Origin of the sequence: Rhodococcus sp. T7 (genome assembly GCF_009872365.1) — a bacterium.
Lineage (GTDB): Bacteria > Actinomycetota > Actinomycetes > Mycobacteriales > Mycobacteriaceae > Rhodococcus_F.
Genome location: NZ_WXYH01000381.1, coordinates 19004 through 35205, shown reverse-complemented (window position 1 = coordinate 35205; position 16202 = coordinate 19004). Strand labels below are relative to the sequence as shown.

At 68.7% G+C, this 16202-nt stretch carries 18 protein-coding genes and 1 pseudogene; 5 read left to right on the top strand and 14 right to left on the bottom strand.

The annotated features are described in order from the left end of the window. Positions 1 to 87, top strand: an 87-nt coding sequence (locus MLGJGCBP_RS52480; RefSeq protein WP_236581209.1) for an NAD(P)(+) transhydrogenase (Re/Si-specific) subunit beta, incomplete at its 5' end; no start/stop codon positions are given. A 68-nt stretch (positions 88 to 155) separates the two neighbouring features. On the opposite strand, the gene MLGJGCBP_RS42160 is transcribed toward MLGJGCBP_RS52480, so the two are convergent. The 6 genes from MLGJGCBP_RS42160 to MLGJGCBP_RS42135 form a co-directional block, all read right to left on the bottom strand. Beyond that, the gene (locus MLGJGCBP_RS42160) at positions 156 to 773 is read right to left on the bottom strand and encodes a hypothetical protein (RefSeq protein ID WP_160103522.1); all 618 of its coding nucleotides are present in this window, start codon (positions 771 to 773) and stop codon (positions 156 to 158) included. Between the two features lie 159 nt (positions 774 to 932). Next, positions 933 to 2081, bottom strand: a complete 1149-nt coding sequence (locus MLGJGCBP_RS42155) for an MFS transporter (RefSeq protein WP_160103528.1) — start codon at positions 2079 to 2081, stop codon at positions 933 to 935. Positions 2082 to 2142: 61 nt separating this feature from the next. Then, positions 2143 to 3387, bottom strand: coding sequence for a dihydrolipoamide acetyltransferase family protein (locus MLGJGCBP_RS42150; RefSeq protein WP_160103520.1), 1245 nt, complete (start codon positions 3385 to 3387; stop codon positions 2143 to 2145). 30 nt (positions 3388 to 3417) lie between these two features. After that, entirely contained in the window at positions 3418 to 4401 is a 984-nt protein-coding gene (locus MLGJGCBP_RS42145) for an alpha-ketoacid dehydrogenase subunit beta (protein WP_160103518.1), read from the bottom strand. Then, the gene (pdhA, locus tag MLGJGCBP_RS42140; protein WP_160103516.1) at positions 4398 to 5495 is read right to left on the bottom strand and encodes a pyruvate dehydrogenase (acetyl-transferring) E1 component subunit alpha; all 1098 of its coding nucleotides are present in this window, start codon (positions 5493 to 5495) and stop codon (positions 4398 to 4400) included. Before pdhA ends, MLGJGCBP_RS42145 begins: the two co-directional genes overlap by 4 nt. 241 nt (positions 5496 to 5736) lie before the next feature. Further along, positions 5737 to 6105 (bottom strand): DoxX family protein, encoded by a 369-nt coding sequence (locus MLGJGCBP_RS42135; protein WP_160103514.1) that lies wholly within the window; start codon positions 6103 to 6105, stop codon positions 5737 to 5739. 115 nt (positions 6106 to 6220) lie between these two features. Between MLGJGCBP_RS42135 and MLGJGCBP_RS42130 the strand changes: the two genes are divergently transcribed. Then, positions 6221 to 7249 carry a phosphotransferase family protein gene (locus MLGJGCBP_RS42130; RefSeq protein ID WP_087558542.1) on the top strand — a complete coding sequence of 343 codons (1029 nt, stop codon included), beginning with the start codon at positions 6221 to 6223 and terminating at the stop codon, positions 7247 to 7249. Between the two features lie 22 nt (positions 7250 to 7271). Here MLGJGCBP_RS42130 and MLGJGCBP_RS42125 read toward each other — a convergent pair whose 3' ends face one another. After that, on the bottom strand, positions 7272 to 7709 hold the full coding sequence (locus MLGJGCBP_RS42125) for an acyl-CoA thioesterase (RefSeq protein ID WP_160103526.1): 438 nt from the start codon (positions 7707 to 7709) through the stop codon (positions 7272 to 7274). A gap of 82 nt (positions 7710 to 7791) precedes the next feature. Between MLGJGCBP_RS42125 and MLGJGCBP_RS42120 the strand changes: the two genes are divergently transcribed. Further along, on the top strand, positions 7792 to 8982 hold the full coding sequence (locus tag MLGJGCBP_RS42120; protein ID WP_160103512.1) for a benzoate/H(+) symporter BenE family transporter: 1191 nt from the start codon (positions 7792 to 7794) through the stop codon (positions 8980 to 8982). Between the two features lie 7 nt (positions 8983 to 8989). Continuing rightward, positions 8990 to 9499 carry an O-acetyl-ADP-ribose deacetylase gene (locus MLGJGCBP_RS42115; protein WP_160103510.1) on the top strand — a complete coding sequence of 170 codons (510 nt, stop codon included), beginning with the start codon at positions 8990 to 8992 and terminating at the stop codon, positions 9497 to 9499. A gap of 60 nt (positions 9500 to 9559) precedes the next feature. Here MLGJGCBP_RS42115 and MLGJGCBP_RS42110 read toward each other — a convergent pair. The 7 genes and pseudogenes from MLGJGCBP_RS42110 to MLGJGCBP_RS42080 form a co-directional block, all read right to left on the bottom strand. Further along, a pseudogene (locus MLGJGCBP_RS42110) lies at positions 9560 to 9826 on the bottom strand (LysR family transcriptional regulator); the annotation flags it as partial. Next, positions 9819 to 11285, bottom strand: coding sequence for a nucleobase:cation symporter-2 family protein (locus MLGJGCBP_RS42105; protein ID WP_087558538.1), 1467 nt, complete (start codon positions 11283 to 11285; stop codon positions 9819 to 9821). The gene MLGJGCBP_RS42105 and the pseudogene MLGJGCBP_RS42110, both read right to left, overlap by 8 nt. Positions 11286 to 11295: 10 nt before the next feature. Further along, the gene (pucL, locus tag MLGJGCBP_RS42100; RefSeq protein ID WP_160103508.1) at positions 11296 to 12189 is read right to left on the bottom strand and encodes a factor-independent urate hydroxylase; all 894 of its coding nucleotides are present in this window, start codon (positions 12187 to 12189) and stop codon (positions 11296 to 11298) included. Between the two features lie 2 nt (positions 12190 to 12191). Then, a complete protein-coding gene (uraH, locus tag MLGJGCBP_RS42095; RefSeq protein ID WP_087558536.1) occupies positions 12192 to 12536 on the bottom strand; it encodes a hydroxyisourate hydrolase in 345 nt (114 codons plus the stop codon). Continuing rightward, positions 12533 to 13042, bottom strand: coding sequence for a 2-oxo-4-hydroxy-4-carboxy-5-ureidoimidazoline decarboxylase (gene uraD / locus MLGJGCBP_RS42090; protein WP_160103506.1), 510 nt, complete (start codon positions 13040 to 13042; stop codon positions 12533 to 12535). Before uraD ends, uraH begins: the two co-directional genes overlap by 4 nt. A gap of 214 nt (positions 13043 to 13256) precedes the next feature. Continuing rightward, positions 13257 to 13724 carry a DUF6328 family protein gene (locus MLGJGCBP_RS42085; protein ID WP_160103504.1) on the bottom strand — a complete coding sequence of 156 codons (468 nt, stop codon included), beginning with the start codon at positions 13722 to 13724 and terminating at the stop codon, positions 13257 to 13259. A 1-nt stretch (position 13725) separates the two neighbouring features. Further along, positions 13726 to 14541, bottom strand: a complete 816-nt coding sequence (locus MLGJGCBP_RS42080) for a shikimate 5-dehydrogenase (protein WP_087558533.1) — start codon at positions 14539 to 14541, stop codon at positions 13726 to 13728. A gap of 85 nt (positions 14542 to 14626) precedes the next feature. Here MLGJGCBP_RS42080 and MLGJGCBP_RS42075 point away from each other — a divergent pair, with 85 nt between their 5' ends. Beyond that, positions 14627 to 16201 (top strand): molybdopterin-dependent oxidoreductase, encoded by a 1575-nt coding sequence (locus MLGJGCBP_RS42075; RefSeq protein ID WP_160103502.1) that lies wholly within the window; start codon positions 14627 to 14629, stop codon positions 16199 to 16201. Position 16202 lies beyond the last annotated feature (1 nt).

Here is a 16202-nt window from a genome sequence, read left to right as displayed (position 1 = left end):
CTGTTCTTCGCGGACACCACCTCGATGCTGTTCGGGGACGCGAAGAAGTCGGTCTCCGAGGTCACCGAGGAACTCAAAGCCCTGTAGGCCCTCCGGGCCCGTGCGCCTTTCTGGTAGTGGGAGCTACCAAAAAGGCGCACGGGCGGCGGAGCCGCCTACAGGTGCCGGGAGAAGGCGATGGCCGCGGTGTCGGGCCGGCGCTCTTCGCGCTCGGCCGCGACGGGGGAGTACAGCATCAGGGTGGACGCCAGCGCCCACCAGATCGCGAAGATGATCAGACTGGCCGCGAGGCCGAAGATGCCGCTGGTCTCGACGAGCGCAGCGGCGCCCGCGACACCGAGGACGACGGCGAAGCCCAGGCCCGCGATGACGGGCCGGAACCGGGGCGCCGACACCAGCAGTGCCGAACCCCACAGGGCGGTGACGGCGACGACGTGCCCGCTCGGCAGCAGCGCGGACGGCGCATCCGATTCCCAGGCCCGTACGGCGGCGCTGGTGAGATTCGCGCCGATACACAGCAGCAGTACCGCAGCCATGCCGTACGAGAGTTTTCGCATCGCCGCGACGATGGCGAGAACGACGGCCGCTGCGAGGACCGTCGTGACGTCGATCGCCTGGATCACGGGTTCGGCGACGGGTCGGAGTGCCTCCGGGAGGACGAGACCCGACGATTCGGGGCGGATGAGGTACAGCGCGCACAGTGCCACCACACCCGCCGCGGCGAAGGCGAGGCGACGAACACTGTGACGAAGCCTGCTAGTCGATTCGGTCACGACACACAGTGTGCCAACCGACGCTGAGTGATCCATGAGCGGCCGCTGTGAGGTCGGTGAACGGTGCTCGTCGTGCGACGAGCGTGCGTCCGGCACTGTCACATCCTCGACCACGAGGATCACGACATGATGCTGAGGTACCGCACCGTCGCGTGAGGCTCAGGTGCGCCGGACCGCCCCCGCGAACGTGGCGGCCACCAGCACGCAGACCAGGGGCACCACCATCGCGACGGTCAGGGGGACCACCTGGGTGATCCAGCCGATGGTGGCCGGTCCGGCGAGGAATCCGACGTACCCCAGCCCGACCACGCGGGACATGTTGGTGCCCGCGGAACCCGCACCGAGGTTGCCCGCGGCGGTGAAGATCTGCGGGACGCAGCCCGACAGTCCCAGGCCGAACAGCGCCCAGCCGAGGATCGTGAGGGGGAGCAACCCCGAGACGAGGACGAGCAGCATGCCGAGCGCGGCGATCAGGGTGCCGTAGCGGACGACGGCGACGGGGCCGAGCGCGGCGCTCACGCGGTCGGCCGTGAACCGGCCCACCGTCATCATCACCGAGAAGGCGCCGAACGCGAGGGCAGCGACGGAATCGGACGTTCCGAGGTGTTCCTTGACCTGCAGGGTGCTCCAGTCGTTCGCGACACCCTCCGACAGCATGAGGACGAAGGCGATGCCGCCGAGCGCGAGCACCCGCGCGGACAGTCGGCCGTGGGCCTTCTCGGCGGGTTCCGGGTCGTGCCGCGAGCGGGAACGGTCCGCCATCAGCTGGCGGGAGCCCGCGGCGACGGTGACGACCCCGATGCCGCCGGCGACCAGCAGCGCCGTCAGCGGCGCCCATCCGGCGGCGAGCGTCGCCGCGCCGAGCAGCGATCCCGCCACCCCGCCGACGGAGAACAGGGCGTGGAACGCCGACATGATCGGCCGTCGATACCGCTGCTCGACTTCCACGGCCTGGGAGTTCATCGACACGTCCAGTGCGCCGTTGGCGAAGCCGAACACGAGTAGGGCGAGACCGAGTTGCCAGGCAGTGGACGCCAGCCCCGGACCCACGGTGGCGACCGACAGCGCGAGTCCGGCGACGATCACCATCCGTCTGCTGCCGAACCGGTCGGCCAGGGGGCCGCTGACCTGCATGCCGCCGATCGCGCCGACCGCCAGCAGGAGCAGCAGCGAACCCAGCGTGGAGTGGCTGATGCCGGTCCGGTGCTCGATCGCCGGGATGTGCACGACCCACATGCCCAGCAGGAACCCGTTGATCCCGAAGATCCCGAACGTTCCCGCCCTGGCCCGGCGGAGCGGCTCGGCCACCGGCACACGCTTGTCGACCGGGGACGCTCGGGAAGTGCTCACCGACCAAACGTACCGAGGATCAGAGGTGCGCGAGCAGTGAGGCGGGATCGTGCAGCATGGCCGCGACGGACGACAGGAACCTCGACCCCTGCTCGCCGTCGACCACCCGGTGATCGAACGACACGCTCAACGTCGTGACCCACCGGACCGCGAGTTCGTCCTCGTGCACCCACGGTCGCTTGCCGACGCTGCCGAGGCACAGGATGGCCGCCTCGCCGGGGCTGAGGATGGGCGTGCCCGCGTCGACACCGAACACCCCGACGTTGGTGATCGACACCGTGCCGCCGGTCAGCTGTGCCGGTTCGGCCCTGCCGCTGCGCGCGGTCGCGGTCAGTTCGGTGATCGCGCGGCACAATTCGACCAGGCTCAGCGACTGGGCCTCCTTGATGTTGGGGACCATCAGACCGCGGGGTGTGGCCGCGGCGATACCGAGATTGACGTAGTGCTTGGTGACGATCTCCTGGTTCTCCTCGTCCCACGAGGCGTTGAGGCTCGGGTTCGCCCGCAACGCGACGATCATCGCCTTCGCGACCAGACTCAGCGGGGTCACCGACAGCCCCTCGAATTCGGGGAGGTCCCGCAGACGCTCGAGCAGTTCCACCGAGCGCGTGACGTCGACGGTGACGAATTCGGTGACGTGCGGGGCCGTGAACGCGCTGCGGACCATCGCCGCCGCCGTCTGCTTGCGGACGCCGCGGATCGGGGTGCGGGTCTCGCGTTGCAGCGACTCGGACGGCTCCGGCGAGACGGCATGCTCGGTCGATCCGGCGTGGGACTCCACGTCGTTCCTGGTGACGGCACCGGACGGCCCCGTCCCCGCGACGACCGCGAGGTCGATCCCGCGTTCACGCGCCGCGAGCCGGGCGGCCGGCGACGCGTCGGGGCGCCGACCATCCGTGCGGGCAGCCTCCGGGCGGGCACTCTCCGGGCCGACGGATCGCCGCCGGGCGCGCTTGCTCTCGGCGGCGGCTTCGGGCCCGTACCCCACCAGGACGGGCGTGCGCGCGGGAGCCTCCTGGGTGGCCGCATCCGTCGCGATCCGGATGATCGGTGTCCCCACCGGGACCGTCGCGCCCGGGGCGACCAACAGTTCCTCCACGACACCCGGATACGGCGAGGGCAACTCGACGAGCGCCTTCGCTGTCTCGACTTCGCCGATTACCTGATTGAGTTCGATCGTCTGGCCCACCTCGACGGCCCAGGAGACCAGTTCGGCCTCCGTCAGTCCCTCACCGAGATCGGGTAGGCGGAATTCCTGTGCCAACGGACGACTCCTCTCCTCCGATGTGGGCGATCAGGCCGCGAGACTGCGATCGACGGCGTCGAGCAGACGGTCGGCGTCCGGCAGATGGTGCCGTTCCAGCTTCGACGGCGGATACGGGACGTCGAATCCGCCGACCCGCAGGACGGGCGCATCCAGTTGGTAGAAACACCGCTCGGAGATGCGGGCCGCGATCTCCGCACCCAGCCCGAGGAACGTCGACGCCTCGTGCGCGACGACGAGTCTGCCGGTCTTGCGAACCGATTCCTCGATGGTGTCGAAGTCGATCGGGGAAAGGGAGCGCAGGTCGATCACCTCGAGGGAGTGCCCCTCGTCGGCGGCGATCGACGCGGCCGACAGGGCCGTCGGCACGACGGAGCCGTACGCGACGATGGTGGCATCCGTGCCCACCCGGGCCACCCGGGCCCGATGCAGCGGCAGGTCGGGTTCGGCGTCCACGTCGAACTCGGCCTTGTCCCAGTACCGCCGCTTCGGTTCGAAGAACACCACCGGGTCGTCCGCCGCGACGGACTGCTGGATCATGTGGAACGCGTCCGCCGGGTTGCTGGGGGTGACGACGCGGAGTCCGGCGGTGTGGACGAAGTACGCCTCCGGCGACTCCGAATGGTGTTCGACCGCGCCGATGCCGCCGCCGTACGGGATCCGGATCGTCAGGGGCGCGGTGACCCGGCCCTGCGTGCGGTAGTGAATCTTGGCGACCTGCGACACGATCTGGTCGAACGCGGGGTAGACGAATCCGTCGAACTGGATCTCGCAGACCGGCCGGTAGCCGCGCAGGGCCATCCCGAACGCGGCGCCGACGATCCCCGATTCGGCGAGCGGGGTGTCGATGACCCGGTTGTCGCCGAAGTCCTTCTGCAGGGTGTCGGTGACGCGGAAGACCCCGCCGAGGCGTCCGACGTCCTCGCCCATGATCACGACCTTCCGGTCGTGTTCGAGAGCGCGCCGCAGACCTGCGTTGAGTGCGGCGCCGAGCGACAGCGTAATGGTGGTCATGACAGTGCCTCCTCGATGCCGGCGAAACCTGCGAGGTACGCGGCGTACTGCTCGCGTTCCTCCTCGATGAGCGGGTGGTCGGTGGAATAGACGTGGTCGAACAGGTCGAGCGGCGCGGGGTCGGGCGCCTCGACGGTCCCCGTCCTCAGTCGCGCGGCGACGGCGTCGGCGGTGGCCTGCACCCGGGCGAGGAACTCGTCGCCCAGCAGTCCCTCCCGGTCGAGGAGTCGCCTCATCCGGTCGATGGGGTCGCGGGCCTTCCAGATCTCCGTCTCGGCCGCCGCCCGGTACCGGGTGGGATCGTCCGACGTGGTGTGGGGACCCATGCGGTACGTGATGGCCTCGATGAACGTCGGCCCACTGCCTTCGCGGGCCCGCTGGGTGGCCTGGCGGGTGACCGCGAGGACCGCGAGAACGTCGTTGCCGTCCACCCGGAGGGCGGGCATGCCGTAACCGGCGGCGCGCTGTGCGATGGGGACGGGACTCTGCAGGTGGACCGGTTCGCTGATCGCGAACTGGTTGTTCTGGCAGAAGAATACGACCGGCGCGTTGAAACTCATCGAGAAGCCGAGGGCCTCCGCGAGGTCGCCCTGACTGGTGGCGCCGTCGCCGAAGTAGGCGATCGTCGCGATCTCCGCACCGTCGAGGTGGGCGCCCATGGCGTACCCGGTGGCGTGCAGCCCCTGGGAGCCGACCACGATCGCCGGATTCGTCACGTTCACGGAACTCGGATCCCAGGCGGAATGGGCGCATCCCCGCCACATGTGGGTCATCACACCCGGGTCCACGCCCCGGCAGTAGGCGACGGCATGTTCGCGGTAGCTGATGAACGCGTAGTCGTCGGGACGGAGCGCGCGGGCGGAGCCGACCTGGGCGGCTTCCTGACCGAGCAATGGGGCCCAGAGTCCCAGTTCACCCTGGCGTTGCAGAGCGACCGCCTCGACATCCATCCGACGCGCGACGACGAGATCCTCGTACAGGTCGCGCAGTTGGTCGGGTCCGATGTCTCGGACGAGGCTCGTGTAGTCGGGTCTGAAGACCCGTCGGCCGTCCGGCTGGATGAGCTGGACCGGATAGGCACTCTTGTCGACCATCGGGGTCACCTCGTGTTGTCGAGTCCGTGAACCTTGTGGGTTCGTCGGAGACGGGTACTGCGGTAGGACGGGTGTGTCCTACTTCACAGCATCCACGGGAATGCGAAGTGCGCAAGTGGCACCACCGACGTCGAGCAGAATGCCCAGTTTCGGGGGTGTTGAGGGTGTCATGCTGCGTCTAATGACCAATGCGAATGCCACCGACGCATGGTTGTCGCTGCAATTGTCCGAAACGTCCGGATCACCCTGCGAACACGAACCCGATCGAGGCGAGGACGGCGAGCACCGCGAGGTAGACCGCGGGCATCGCGACTCCCCGGGTGTCGGGATTGCCGTAATCGCCGTGTCTGACGTGAAACGCGATAGCGCACAGGAGGAGAATCAGCAGCGCCACCGTCGCGATCACACCCAGCGGAGTCCAGTAGAGGCCGACGAGAACGCCGATACCTCCGGCGAGTTCCGCCACGCCGATCAGCCGCACCTGCTGCCCGCTCAGGCCCCGGGCCTGCAACCCCGTCCACGCGGTTCCCTTCAGTCTCAGCTTGGGAATGCTCACGGCGACGGCACTCACGGCGAGGAGCACGCCACACACGATGAGGAAAACTTCCACGTCCGTCCCTCCAGTTCCGGCCGAATCGGCCTCACTGTTGCCACCCTAGGGCCGCGACCTGCGGTGCGGACCGGTTCCCTCCGCATCGGGCTTCCGAGCGGTTAGCATCGAGCGCGTGAATGCTGTGGGGCTGAACGAAGATGCCGTTTCCGCGTGGATTGCCGGACTCGGTGTGGGAGCGATCGCGCCGCTGAGCTTCGAGAGGATCGGGAACGGTCAGTCGAATCTCACGTACGCGGTCAGCGACGCGGGTGGCGGACGGTGGGTGCTTCGGCGGCCACCGCTCGGACATCTGCTCGCGTCGGCGCACGACGTGGTCCGCGAACACCGGATTCTGTCCTCTCTGCAGGGATCCGACGTTCCGGTGCCGAAGATCCTCGGGCTCACCGAAGATCCGGAGGTCACGGACGCGCCGCTCGTGCTGATGAGTTACGTCGCGGGGGTGGTGATCGACAGTGTCGGCGTGGCGAAGAAGCTGACACCCGGACAGCGGAACGCCGTCGGGCTGGCGATGCCGAAGGCGCTCGCCAAGATCCATGCGGTCGACCTCCGGGACGCCGGGCTGGAGGATCTGGCCAGCCACAAGCCTTACGCGGCAAGGCAGTTGAAGCGCTGGACGGATCAGTGGGCGAAGTCCCACACCCGGGAGGTCCCGGCGATCGAGGATCTGGCCGGGATCCTCGAACGCAACATGCCGGAACAGGCCGAACTGTCGTTGGTGCACGGTGATTTTCACCTGAGCAACGTCATCACCTCGCCGGAGGAGGGCGAGGTGGTCGCGGTGGTCGACTGGGAACTGTGCACGCTGGGCGACCCCCTCGCCGACGTGGGCGCGCTGCTGGCCTACTGGCCCGAGGCGGGTGACGAGGATGCCGGACCGTTCCCCGCCTCCACCCTCGAGGGATTCCCGACCCGGGCCGAACTCGTGGAGGCCTATGTCCACCACACCAAACGCGACGTCACGCACGTCGGGTACTGGCACGTGCTGGCGTTGTGGAAACTGGCGATCATCGCCGAAGGCGTGCTGCGCCGCGTGATCGACGACCCCCGGAACAAGGCCGAGACCGGCGCGCCGACGGTCGCGCTGATCGACGGGATCATCGCCCGGGCGGTGGCCACGGCCGAGGCCGAGGGCCTGCACTGAACCACCCGGTGGTGCCGGGCCGTCAGAGCGTGTCCGGCACCACCAGAAGGGTTACGGCGCTGCGAATTTCGTCGGGAATCGGCACGGGCTTGCGGGTCTTCGCGTCCACGTACACGTGAACGAAGCGGCCGAGAGCGGCGAGGTCGAGTGCGTCGCCGTTCTCGCGGAAGATCGCCAAGGCGTACACGATGCTCCGGGTGCCCAGCTTCTCGACGGACAATCCCACCTGCAGGCGGTCCGGGAACGTCAGCTCGCTGACATACCTGCAGGACGTCTCGGCGACCACGCCGATCGCGGGCAGATCCCGGATGTCGGTGCCGGTCGTCGCGATCAGCCACCCGTTGACGGCGGTGTCGAAATACGAGTAGTACGTGACGTTGTTGACGTGCCCGTAGTGGTCGTTGTCCGCCCAGCGGGTCGGCACCGGCCACAGGGCGGGGAAGTCGGCGGCGGTCGGCATCGCGGGGGCGTCGGCGTGTTTCACCGTCCCGACCCTAATGCCACGGATCGTCTGCACCGCGCGTCGGGCAGAATCGCGTCCTATGTCTGTGCCCGACAGTGATGTGCGTTCACCGGATTCCGCCGCCCAGCCGATCAGCGCCGGAATCGTCACCGCCCTGGTGGGCTTCACCAGTTCGTTCGCGGTCGTACTCACCGGGCTGACGGCGGTGGGCGCGAACTCCGCCCAGGCCGCGTCGGGGCTGCTGGCGCTGTGTGTGACGCAGGCGCTGGGGATGCTGTGGATGTCGCGGCACTACCGCATGCCGATCACCCTCGCATGGTCGACGCCGGGTGCGGCGCTCCTCGCCGGGGCGGGGACGGTGAGCGGCGGGTGGCCGGCCGCGGTCGGCGCGTTCGCCGTCGTGGGGACGGCGGTCATCCTCACCGGGCTGTGGCCGCGGCTGGGACGGCTCATCGCCGCCATCCCCCCGGCGCTGGCGCAGGCGATGCTCGCAGGGGTGCTGCTGCCGCTGTGCCTGGCGCCGGTGCTGGCGCTGCGTGACGCCCCGCTCGCCGTCGCGCCCGTCGTCCTCGTGTGGCTGGTCCTGCAGCGGTATTCGCCGCGATGGGCGGTCCCGGCCGCGTTCGCCGCCGCCGCGGTGGTGATCGCGGTCGGTCTCGTCTCCGGCAGCGACACCCTCGACACGAGCGCGCTCCTGCCGAGGCTCGACGTCACGGTGCCGGCATGGACGTGGCAGGCGATGGTCGGGATCGCGATCCCGCTGTACATAGTGACGATGGCGTCCCAGAACATTCCCGGCACCGCCGTCATGAATTCCTTCGGCTACCGGGTGCCGTGGCGGCCGGCCATGCTGGTGACCGGTGTCGGGACCCTCGTCGGCGCCCCCGCGGGTGGGCACGCCATCAACCTCGCCGCGATCAGCGCCGCCCTCGCCGCCGCGCCGTCCGCACATCCCGACCCGCGGAAACGCTGGGTCGCGGCCTTCACGGCAGGCTGGGCGTACCTGGTGCTCGCGGCGTGTTCCGCCGCGGTCGCCACCCTCATCGCCGCGGCGCCCGAGGGCGTCGTGGAGGCAGTCGCCGGACTCGCCCTCCTAGGCACCCTCGGCGGGGCCCTGGCATCCGCCCTCGACGACGTCCGCGAACGGGAAGGCGCCGTCGTCACGTTCCTGATCGCCGCCTCGGGGGTGAGCATCCTCGGCATCGGGTCCGCGTTCTGGGCGCTGGTCGCCGGCCTGATCGTGCGGATCGCTGTGGGCTCGCGGCGATAATGGGCACATGACCACCATCGAGGTAGTGCAGGGTGACATCACGACGGTCGAGGTCGACGCGATCGTCAACGCCGCCAACTCCGGACTGCTCGGCGGCGGTGGAGTGGACGGTGCCATCCACCGGGCCGGGGGCCCCGAGATCCTCGCCGAATGCAAGCAACTGCGGGCCACCACGCTGCAGGACGGACTACCGGCGGGACAGGCGGTCGCGACGACGGCGGGCCGCTTGCCCGCCCGATGGGTGATCCACACGGTCGGCCCCGTCTACTCCTCTTCGGACGACCGGTCCGCCACCCTGCGCAGCGCCTACACCGCCAGCCTGGCAGTGGCCGCCGACCTCGGCGCGCAGTCCGTCGCGTTCCCGCTGATCTCGTCCGGGGTGTACGGCTGGCCCGCGGACGACGCCGTCCGGCAGGCGGTCGGCGCCGTCCGCGACTCGGACTCCGGGATCCCGCGGGTGCTGTTCGTGGCGTTCGACGCGCGGATGGCGTCTCTGCTGCGGGCCGAGGTGGGATGAGGCCGCCCGCCCGCGTCCCCACCCTCACCGGGTCCGGATACGGCGCGACGCCATCGCGGTGGCCGAGGCCACGAATTCCTCGGTGGCGTCGAGGGTGCGCTGGGCGTACGGAAGCAGTCGCCCGCCGACCGGGGTCAGGATCGCCCGGCGACTGCTCCGCTCGATCAGGGTGACCCCGAGCCCGGTCTCGAGAGCAGCCAGCGCCCGCGAGAGGGTGGGCTGGCTGATCCCGAGATCCGATGCCGCCGAGCCGAAATGCAGGTGGGTGGCGACGGCGGCGAACGCGCGGAGTTGCGTCAGCGTCGGCTGATACGGTTGATCACTCATTGCGCACGACGGAGGTGCGCGCCGTGTCCGCCCGGTGTTCGTTATCCGGCAGCTCGGTGTCGGCCGGGTGCTCCGTGTCCTCGGCGCGGTGGACGGCGACGGGAGGCGCCGCCGACACCACCGAGGGAGTGGGCCGGTTGCCTGCCTTGATCTCGTTGAACAGGATGTTCAGCAACACCGCGACGATGCTCGCCGCGCTGATTCCCGAGTCGAAGACGATGTGCACCCACTCCGGGAAGGCCGAGTAGAACTCGGGCACCGCGATCGGGATGACGCCGAATCCGAGGGCCACCGCGACGATCACCAGGTTCAGATTGCCGTCGTACGACACCTTGGACAGGGTGCGGATTCCGCTCGCGGCCACCGAACCGAAGAGCACGATCCCGGCACCGCCGAGGACGGGCAGCGGCACGGAGGCCACCAGCCGACCCAGAATGGGGAACAAGCCCAGGGCGAACAGGACCGAACCGCCGGCCGCGACGACGTACCGGCTCTTGATCCCGGTGATCGCGACGAGCCCGACGTTCTGGGCGAACGCGCTGGCCGGGAACGTCCCGAACACCGGCGCCACGGTGGTGGCGAGCATATCGGCGCGGAGTCCGTCGCCGACCCGGCGGGCGTCCACCTTCGTCCCCACGATCTCGCCGACCGCGAGGATGTCCGCCGTCGTCTCGGTCATGATCACCAGGATCACCACCGTCATCGAGATGATCGCGCCGATCTGGAACAGCGGGGTGCCGAACGCGAACACCTGCGGCAGTTCGAAGATCGCACCCTTCCCGACGGCGCTGAAGTCGGCCTTGCCGATCAGGGCGGCGAACAGGGTGCCCACCACGATGCCGATCAGGATCGACAACCGCGACAGGGTGCCCTGGACCAGTCGGCTCACCAGCAACACGACGAACAGGCTGAACCCGGCGAGTCCGATGTTGGACATCGACCCCCAGTCCGGAGCCTTGGCGTTGCCGCCCATCGCCCACCGCACGGCGACCGGGAGCAGGGAGATGCCGATGACCGTGATGATCGACCCGGTGACGACGGGCGGGAAGTAGCGCACGATCTTGCAGAAGAACGGGCTGATCAACAATCCGATCACGCCGGCGACCATGATCGCTCCGAACACGGAGCGCAGCCCGCCCGGACCGGCGGCCACCGCCACCATCGTCGACACCGAGGCGAAGGAAATGCCCTGCACCAGGGGGAGTCTGGCGCCGAAGAAGGGCACGCCGAGGGTCTGCAGCAGGGTGGCGGCGCCGCTGACGAACAAGGCCGCCGACACGAGCAAGCCGATCTCGACGCCGGTGAGTCCGGCGGCGCCGCCCACGATCAGGGGCGGTGCGATCACGCCGCCGTACATGGTCAGGATGTGCTGCAACCCGTAGATGTACGACTTTCCGAGCGGCAAACGCTCGTCTTCGGGTCCGGTCGTTCCGGCGACCCGATGTCCGATCCGTTTCATCCCCGCGCTCCTAGCAGAATCCGGGAACGGAGTCCCAGGCGCGGCCGGCGTCGGGCGCGCCCTCACGCTCGACGGTCGCCTCGATCAACCCGTAGGGGCGGTCGGCCGCGAAGAATACCTCACCGGGGTTGTCGAGTCCGAACGGCTCCAGGTCGACCAGGAAGTGGTGTTTGTTCGGCATCGAGAACTTCACCTCGGCGATCTCCGGATGCGCCTCGAGGACCGCCGAACCCATCTGGAACAGCGACTGCTGCAGCGCGAGCGAATGGGTTGTGGCGAACGCCTCCAACATGATTGCGCGTACGTTCTCGAACGTCTTGTCGAAGTCGACGTCGGTGGTGAGGTACCGCCATCGGGCGCTCACCGACGTTGCGAGAATCCGGTCGGACGTCTCCTGCAGGGTGGTGTACTTGTCCTTCGGGTATCCGCGGAACTCCGAACCCGTCGACTTCAACACGACCATGTTGCTGAGACCGGACACGATCCACGTCCGGTCGCCGTCGATCGTGACCACGGTGTTCCGCCGTTCGTCACTGGATCGGACGAAAGAGTGGTCGTGGCTCTCGCCGTCGACCGGGATCCGCGCCCACGAGTACTGCTCGATCTCCCAGCGGCCGCCCGTGATCCACTCGAACTCGCCGGTGAAGTGCTTCCCGAGACGCAGCGCGAACGTCTCGATCGCGCCGACGCCGTCGCGAGCGAACGCGTACACCGTGTTCTTCTGGGTGTCCGTGGCCACGACGTGCGCGTTGTCGCCTTCGGTGTGTACCGCGTCGAGGTCTCCGCGCAGTTGCGAAGTCACGCTGACGTCTTCGATCTCGTGTCGCTTGGTGTCCCGGGTGATCTTGACCAACCGGACTTCCGCCTTGCCGTACTGGTTCTGGCCGAGCACGATCTTGCTCATGATTAGCTCCCTCGGTAGGTCGAGTATGCGAATGGGCTGAGAAGGACAGGTACGTGGTAGTGCTGTTCGCTGTCGGTGAGGGCGAACGTGATGGTGATGTCGGGGTAGAACGTCGGACGGCCCTTCGCGGCGAAGTAGCGTCCGGTGTCGAAGACGATCCGGTAGGTGCCCGGCTCGAGTCGGGCGGGTCCCAGGGTGACGGCGCGTCCGTCGTCGTCGGTGACGGCGTCGGCGACGGTGATCCATTCGGACTCTCGCCGGACCGCGAGCGTGACCGGCACCTCCTGTGCGGGCACGCCTTCCGCCGCATCCAGGACGTGGGTGGTGACCTGGCTGACGTCGCTCATGCGTCCAGCATCCCGGCGAGCCGGAGGGCGGCGATGTCGCGCAGTTCCTCTGCGACAACGGCCAATTCGCTGTGCTCGTCGTTGGCCAGCCTGCGGTCGAGGGCGGTGAGGACGTCGGACGTGCTGCGCCCGGCGGCGCGGATCAGGAAGACCCGTCCGAACTTGTCCTCGTAGGCACGGTTGCCGTCGGTGAGCCGCTTCTTCGCCGCCGCGTCGGACGAATCGACGTTCGACTGTTCCGAGCGGGCCAGGTGCGCCTCGGCGTTGTCGCCGCCCGGGGGTTCACCGATCCGGGGGTGACGGGCGAGGGCCAGTTCTATCTCCTCCGCGGACAGCGGGCCGGCCCCCGTCCTGGCGGCGGTGAGCAACGAGGAGCGATCGGGGTACGGCCGGGCGGAGACGAGTTCGTCTGCCCACCGGGGGATGTCCAGGCAGATTCGCGCCCATTTCGTCGCCTCGGACTGGGAGGCCTCGTTGAATCGTCGGAGTCCTGCATCGAAAACCATGCGACCCTTCTTCCACAATGCGAAATAATGATTCCGTATAGAGAAGCGTGACAGGGGTCACAATGCGTGTCAAGACCCAAAATTGAATTAATCCAGATTCGGACACGGGAGGGGTTCACGGCCGGACGGAGGCGCGACGGGTCCCGGGAGCGGGGAACCCCCGGTGAGGAAAGCGTTGCTGCGCAACAGCTCACGGACAACGGGACGGCGGGACCTAGTCCTCGCCGTCGGCGTGGTGATTGAAAAGACGGGGCAACACGAACCACAGCGTCGCGAACATCAGCGCGGCGGCCGCGCCGATCGCGATCGCGACCGGACCGCCCACTGCCACTTCGGCAATCAGGATCACGGCGCCGGTCATGGCGGCGGCCAGAAATCCGACACCCCACAGTGCGAACAGGTTGGCCTTGCGCAGGATGTCGGTCCGGCGGCCCTGACGGAACAGCACGCGATGCCAGACCGCCGGGGCGATGAGGAGCGCCGAGGACACCGTCGTCAGGAGCACCGTCACGAGGTGCAGCATGCGGAGGCCGAACGACTGCTCCTCGTACGCCTCGGTGAAGGCGACCGCGAGGAGGAAGGCGAACAGGATCTGCACACCGGCCTGCGCGACACGGAGTTCCTGCAGCAGCTCGCTGAAATTGCGTGCGAGCCGCTGCGCGGGTGTCTCGGCGGTGCTCACCTCACGACCGTGAATACTCGGAGGCCCTGCGGATCTCTTCGGGGGACGGGCGCACGCCGGTGTAGAGGACGAACTGTTCCGCGGCCTGCAGCGCGATCACCTCGGCGCCCGTGATGACGGTCTTGTGGCGTTCGGCCGCGGCCCGGATCAGCGGCGTCGCGGCGGGCATCGCGACCACGTCGAACACGGCGTCCGCCGCGGCGATGGCGTCGAGTTCGAATGCCAGATCCTCGGCCTCGGGACCACCCGCCATTCCGATGGGGGTGGCGTTGATCAGCAACCCCGGCCGAGCCGTGCCCAGTTCGGGTTGCCAGTCGAATCCGTACTGCTTCGCGACGGCGCCGCCCGTCTTCTCGTTGCGGGCGATCACGGTGACGTCGGTGAACCCGTAGTCGCGCACGGCGGCCACCACGGCCTTGGCCATGCCGCCGCTGCCGGCCACCGCCACCGACAGCGAGTGGGGCAACGCGTTGTCGCGCAACAGGTTCGCGATGGCCTGATAGTCGGTGTTGTAGGCGTGCAACACCCCGTCCTCGTTGACGACCGTGTTGACGGACTCGATGACCGACGCCGACTCGTGCATCACGTCGACGTAGTCGATGATCTGCTCCTTGAACGGCATGGAGACGCCGGCGCCGCGGATCCCCAGCGCCCGGATGCCGCCGACCGCAGCCTGGAGGTCGTTGGTGGTGAAGGCTTTGTACACGAAATTGAGGCCCAGCTCGCCGTACAGATAATTGTGAAACCGGGTGCCGATGTTGCTCGGACGACCGGAGAGCGAGATGCAGAGAAGAGTGTCTTTGTCGAGCTGGTTCATCCGGTAAATACTAGTGGTGGGGTCCCATCCGTGCGCGTTCTCAGCTCCGAATACACGGTGACGACGGCAAAGGAGCAAGGCTGCGATGACTACCACGATCGGTGACCGACACGAGGCGGCGCGGACGCCGCGGAGACGGCGGCACCTGTTCTCCCGCGCGCTCGCCGGAGTGATCGCCGCCGGCGTGGTACTCGGAGTGGGCGAACTGCTCGCGGCGCTGATCGACCCGAACTCGTCGCCGTTCTACGCGGTCGGTTCGACGACGGTGGACCGCAGCCCCGCGTGGGCCCGCGAGTTCGCGATACACACGTTCGGCACCAACGACAAACCCGCGTTGTTCGTGGGCATGACGATCCTCATCGTGCTCCTCGCCGCGGTCGCGGGGATCGTCGAGCGCCCCCGCGCCCCGTTCGGCAGTGCGATTCTCGCGGTGCTCGGGCTGGTGGGAATCGTGGCCGCCACCCAGCGTCCCGGCGCCACCTGGATGTATGCGCTGCCGACCGTGGTGGGGGTCGTCGCCGGCATCGCGGTCCTGCGGGTGCTGACGGCCACCGCGCGGGCACCGGAGAATTCGGATTCCGAGGATTCGTGGTTGCCGCGCCGCACTTTTCTCCTGTTGGCGGCGGCAGCCGCCGCGACGGCCGCGGCCGCCGGAGCCGCGGGCCGGTACCTCGGGCAGCAGGTCGCGGGCGCCGTGGACAACCGCCGCGCCTTCGCGATTCCGAGTGTGACGGACCGGGCGGGCGCGATCGCCCCGGGCACCGACATCGGCGTGCCGGGCGGCACCCCGTTCGTCACGTCGAACGAGGACTTCTACCGGATCGACACCGCCCTGCGGGTGCCGCGACTGACGACGGACGACTGGCAACTGCGCATCCACGGCATGGTGGACCGCGAACTCACCCTCTCGTGGGACGACCTGATCGCGCGCACGCCCGTGGAACGGGTGGTCACGTTGACGTGCGTGTCCAACGAGGTCGGCGGAAACCTCGCAGGCAACGCCACGTGGATCGGCTACCCCATCAAGGACATCCTCGACGAGGCCGGCGTGCACCCGGACGCCGACATGCTGCTGTCCACGAGCAGCGACCACTTCACGGCGGGCACCCCGGTCGCGGCACTGCGGGACGGCCGCGACGCGATTCTCGCGGTGGCGATGAACGGTCAGCCGCTCCCGTTCGAACACGGTTACCCGGTGCGGCAGGTCGTCCCCGGTCTCTACGGCTACGTGTCGGCCACCAAATGGGTGGTCGATTGGGAACTCACACGATTCGACGAGGCCGAGGCCTACTGGACGAAGCGCGGATGGTCCGCGGAAGGTCCGATCAAGACCGCGTCCCGGATCGACGTGCCCGCCCCGTTCGCACCCACCGCGCCCGGCCCCGTACTCGTCGCCGGAACCGCATGGGCGCAGCACCGCGGCATCGAGAAGGTGGAGGTGCGGGTCGACAACGGCGCATGGCAGACCGCGACCCTCGCCCCGCAGTACACCATCGACACCTGGCGGCAGTGGACGTGGGAGTGGCAGGCCGCGGCCGGCCTGCACACACTCCAGGTGCGGGCCACCGATCTGGACGGCAACGTGCAGGTGGAGGAGCGGACGCCGCCGGTCCCGAGCGGCGCTACCGGCTGGCACACCCGGTCGTTCACCGTGGCCTGAG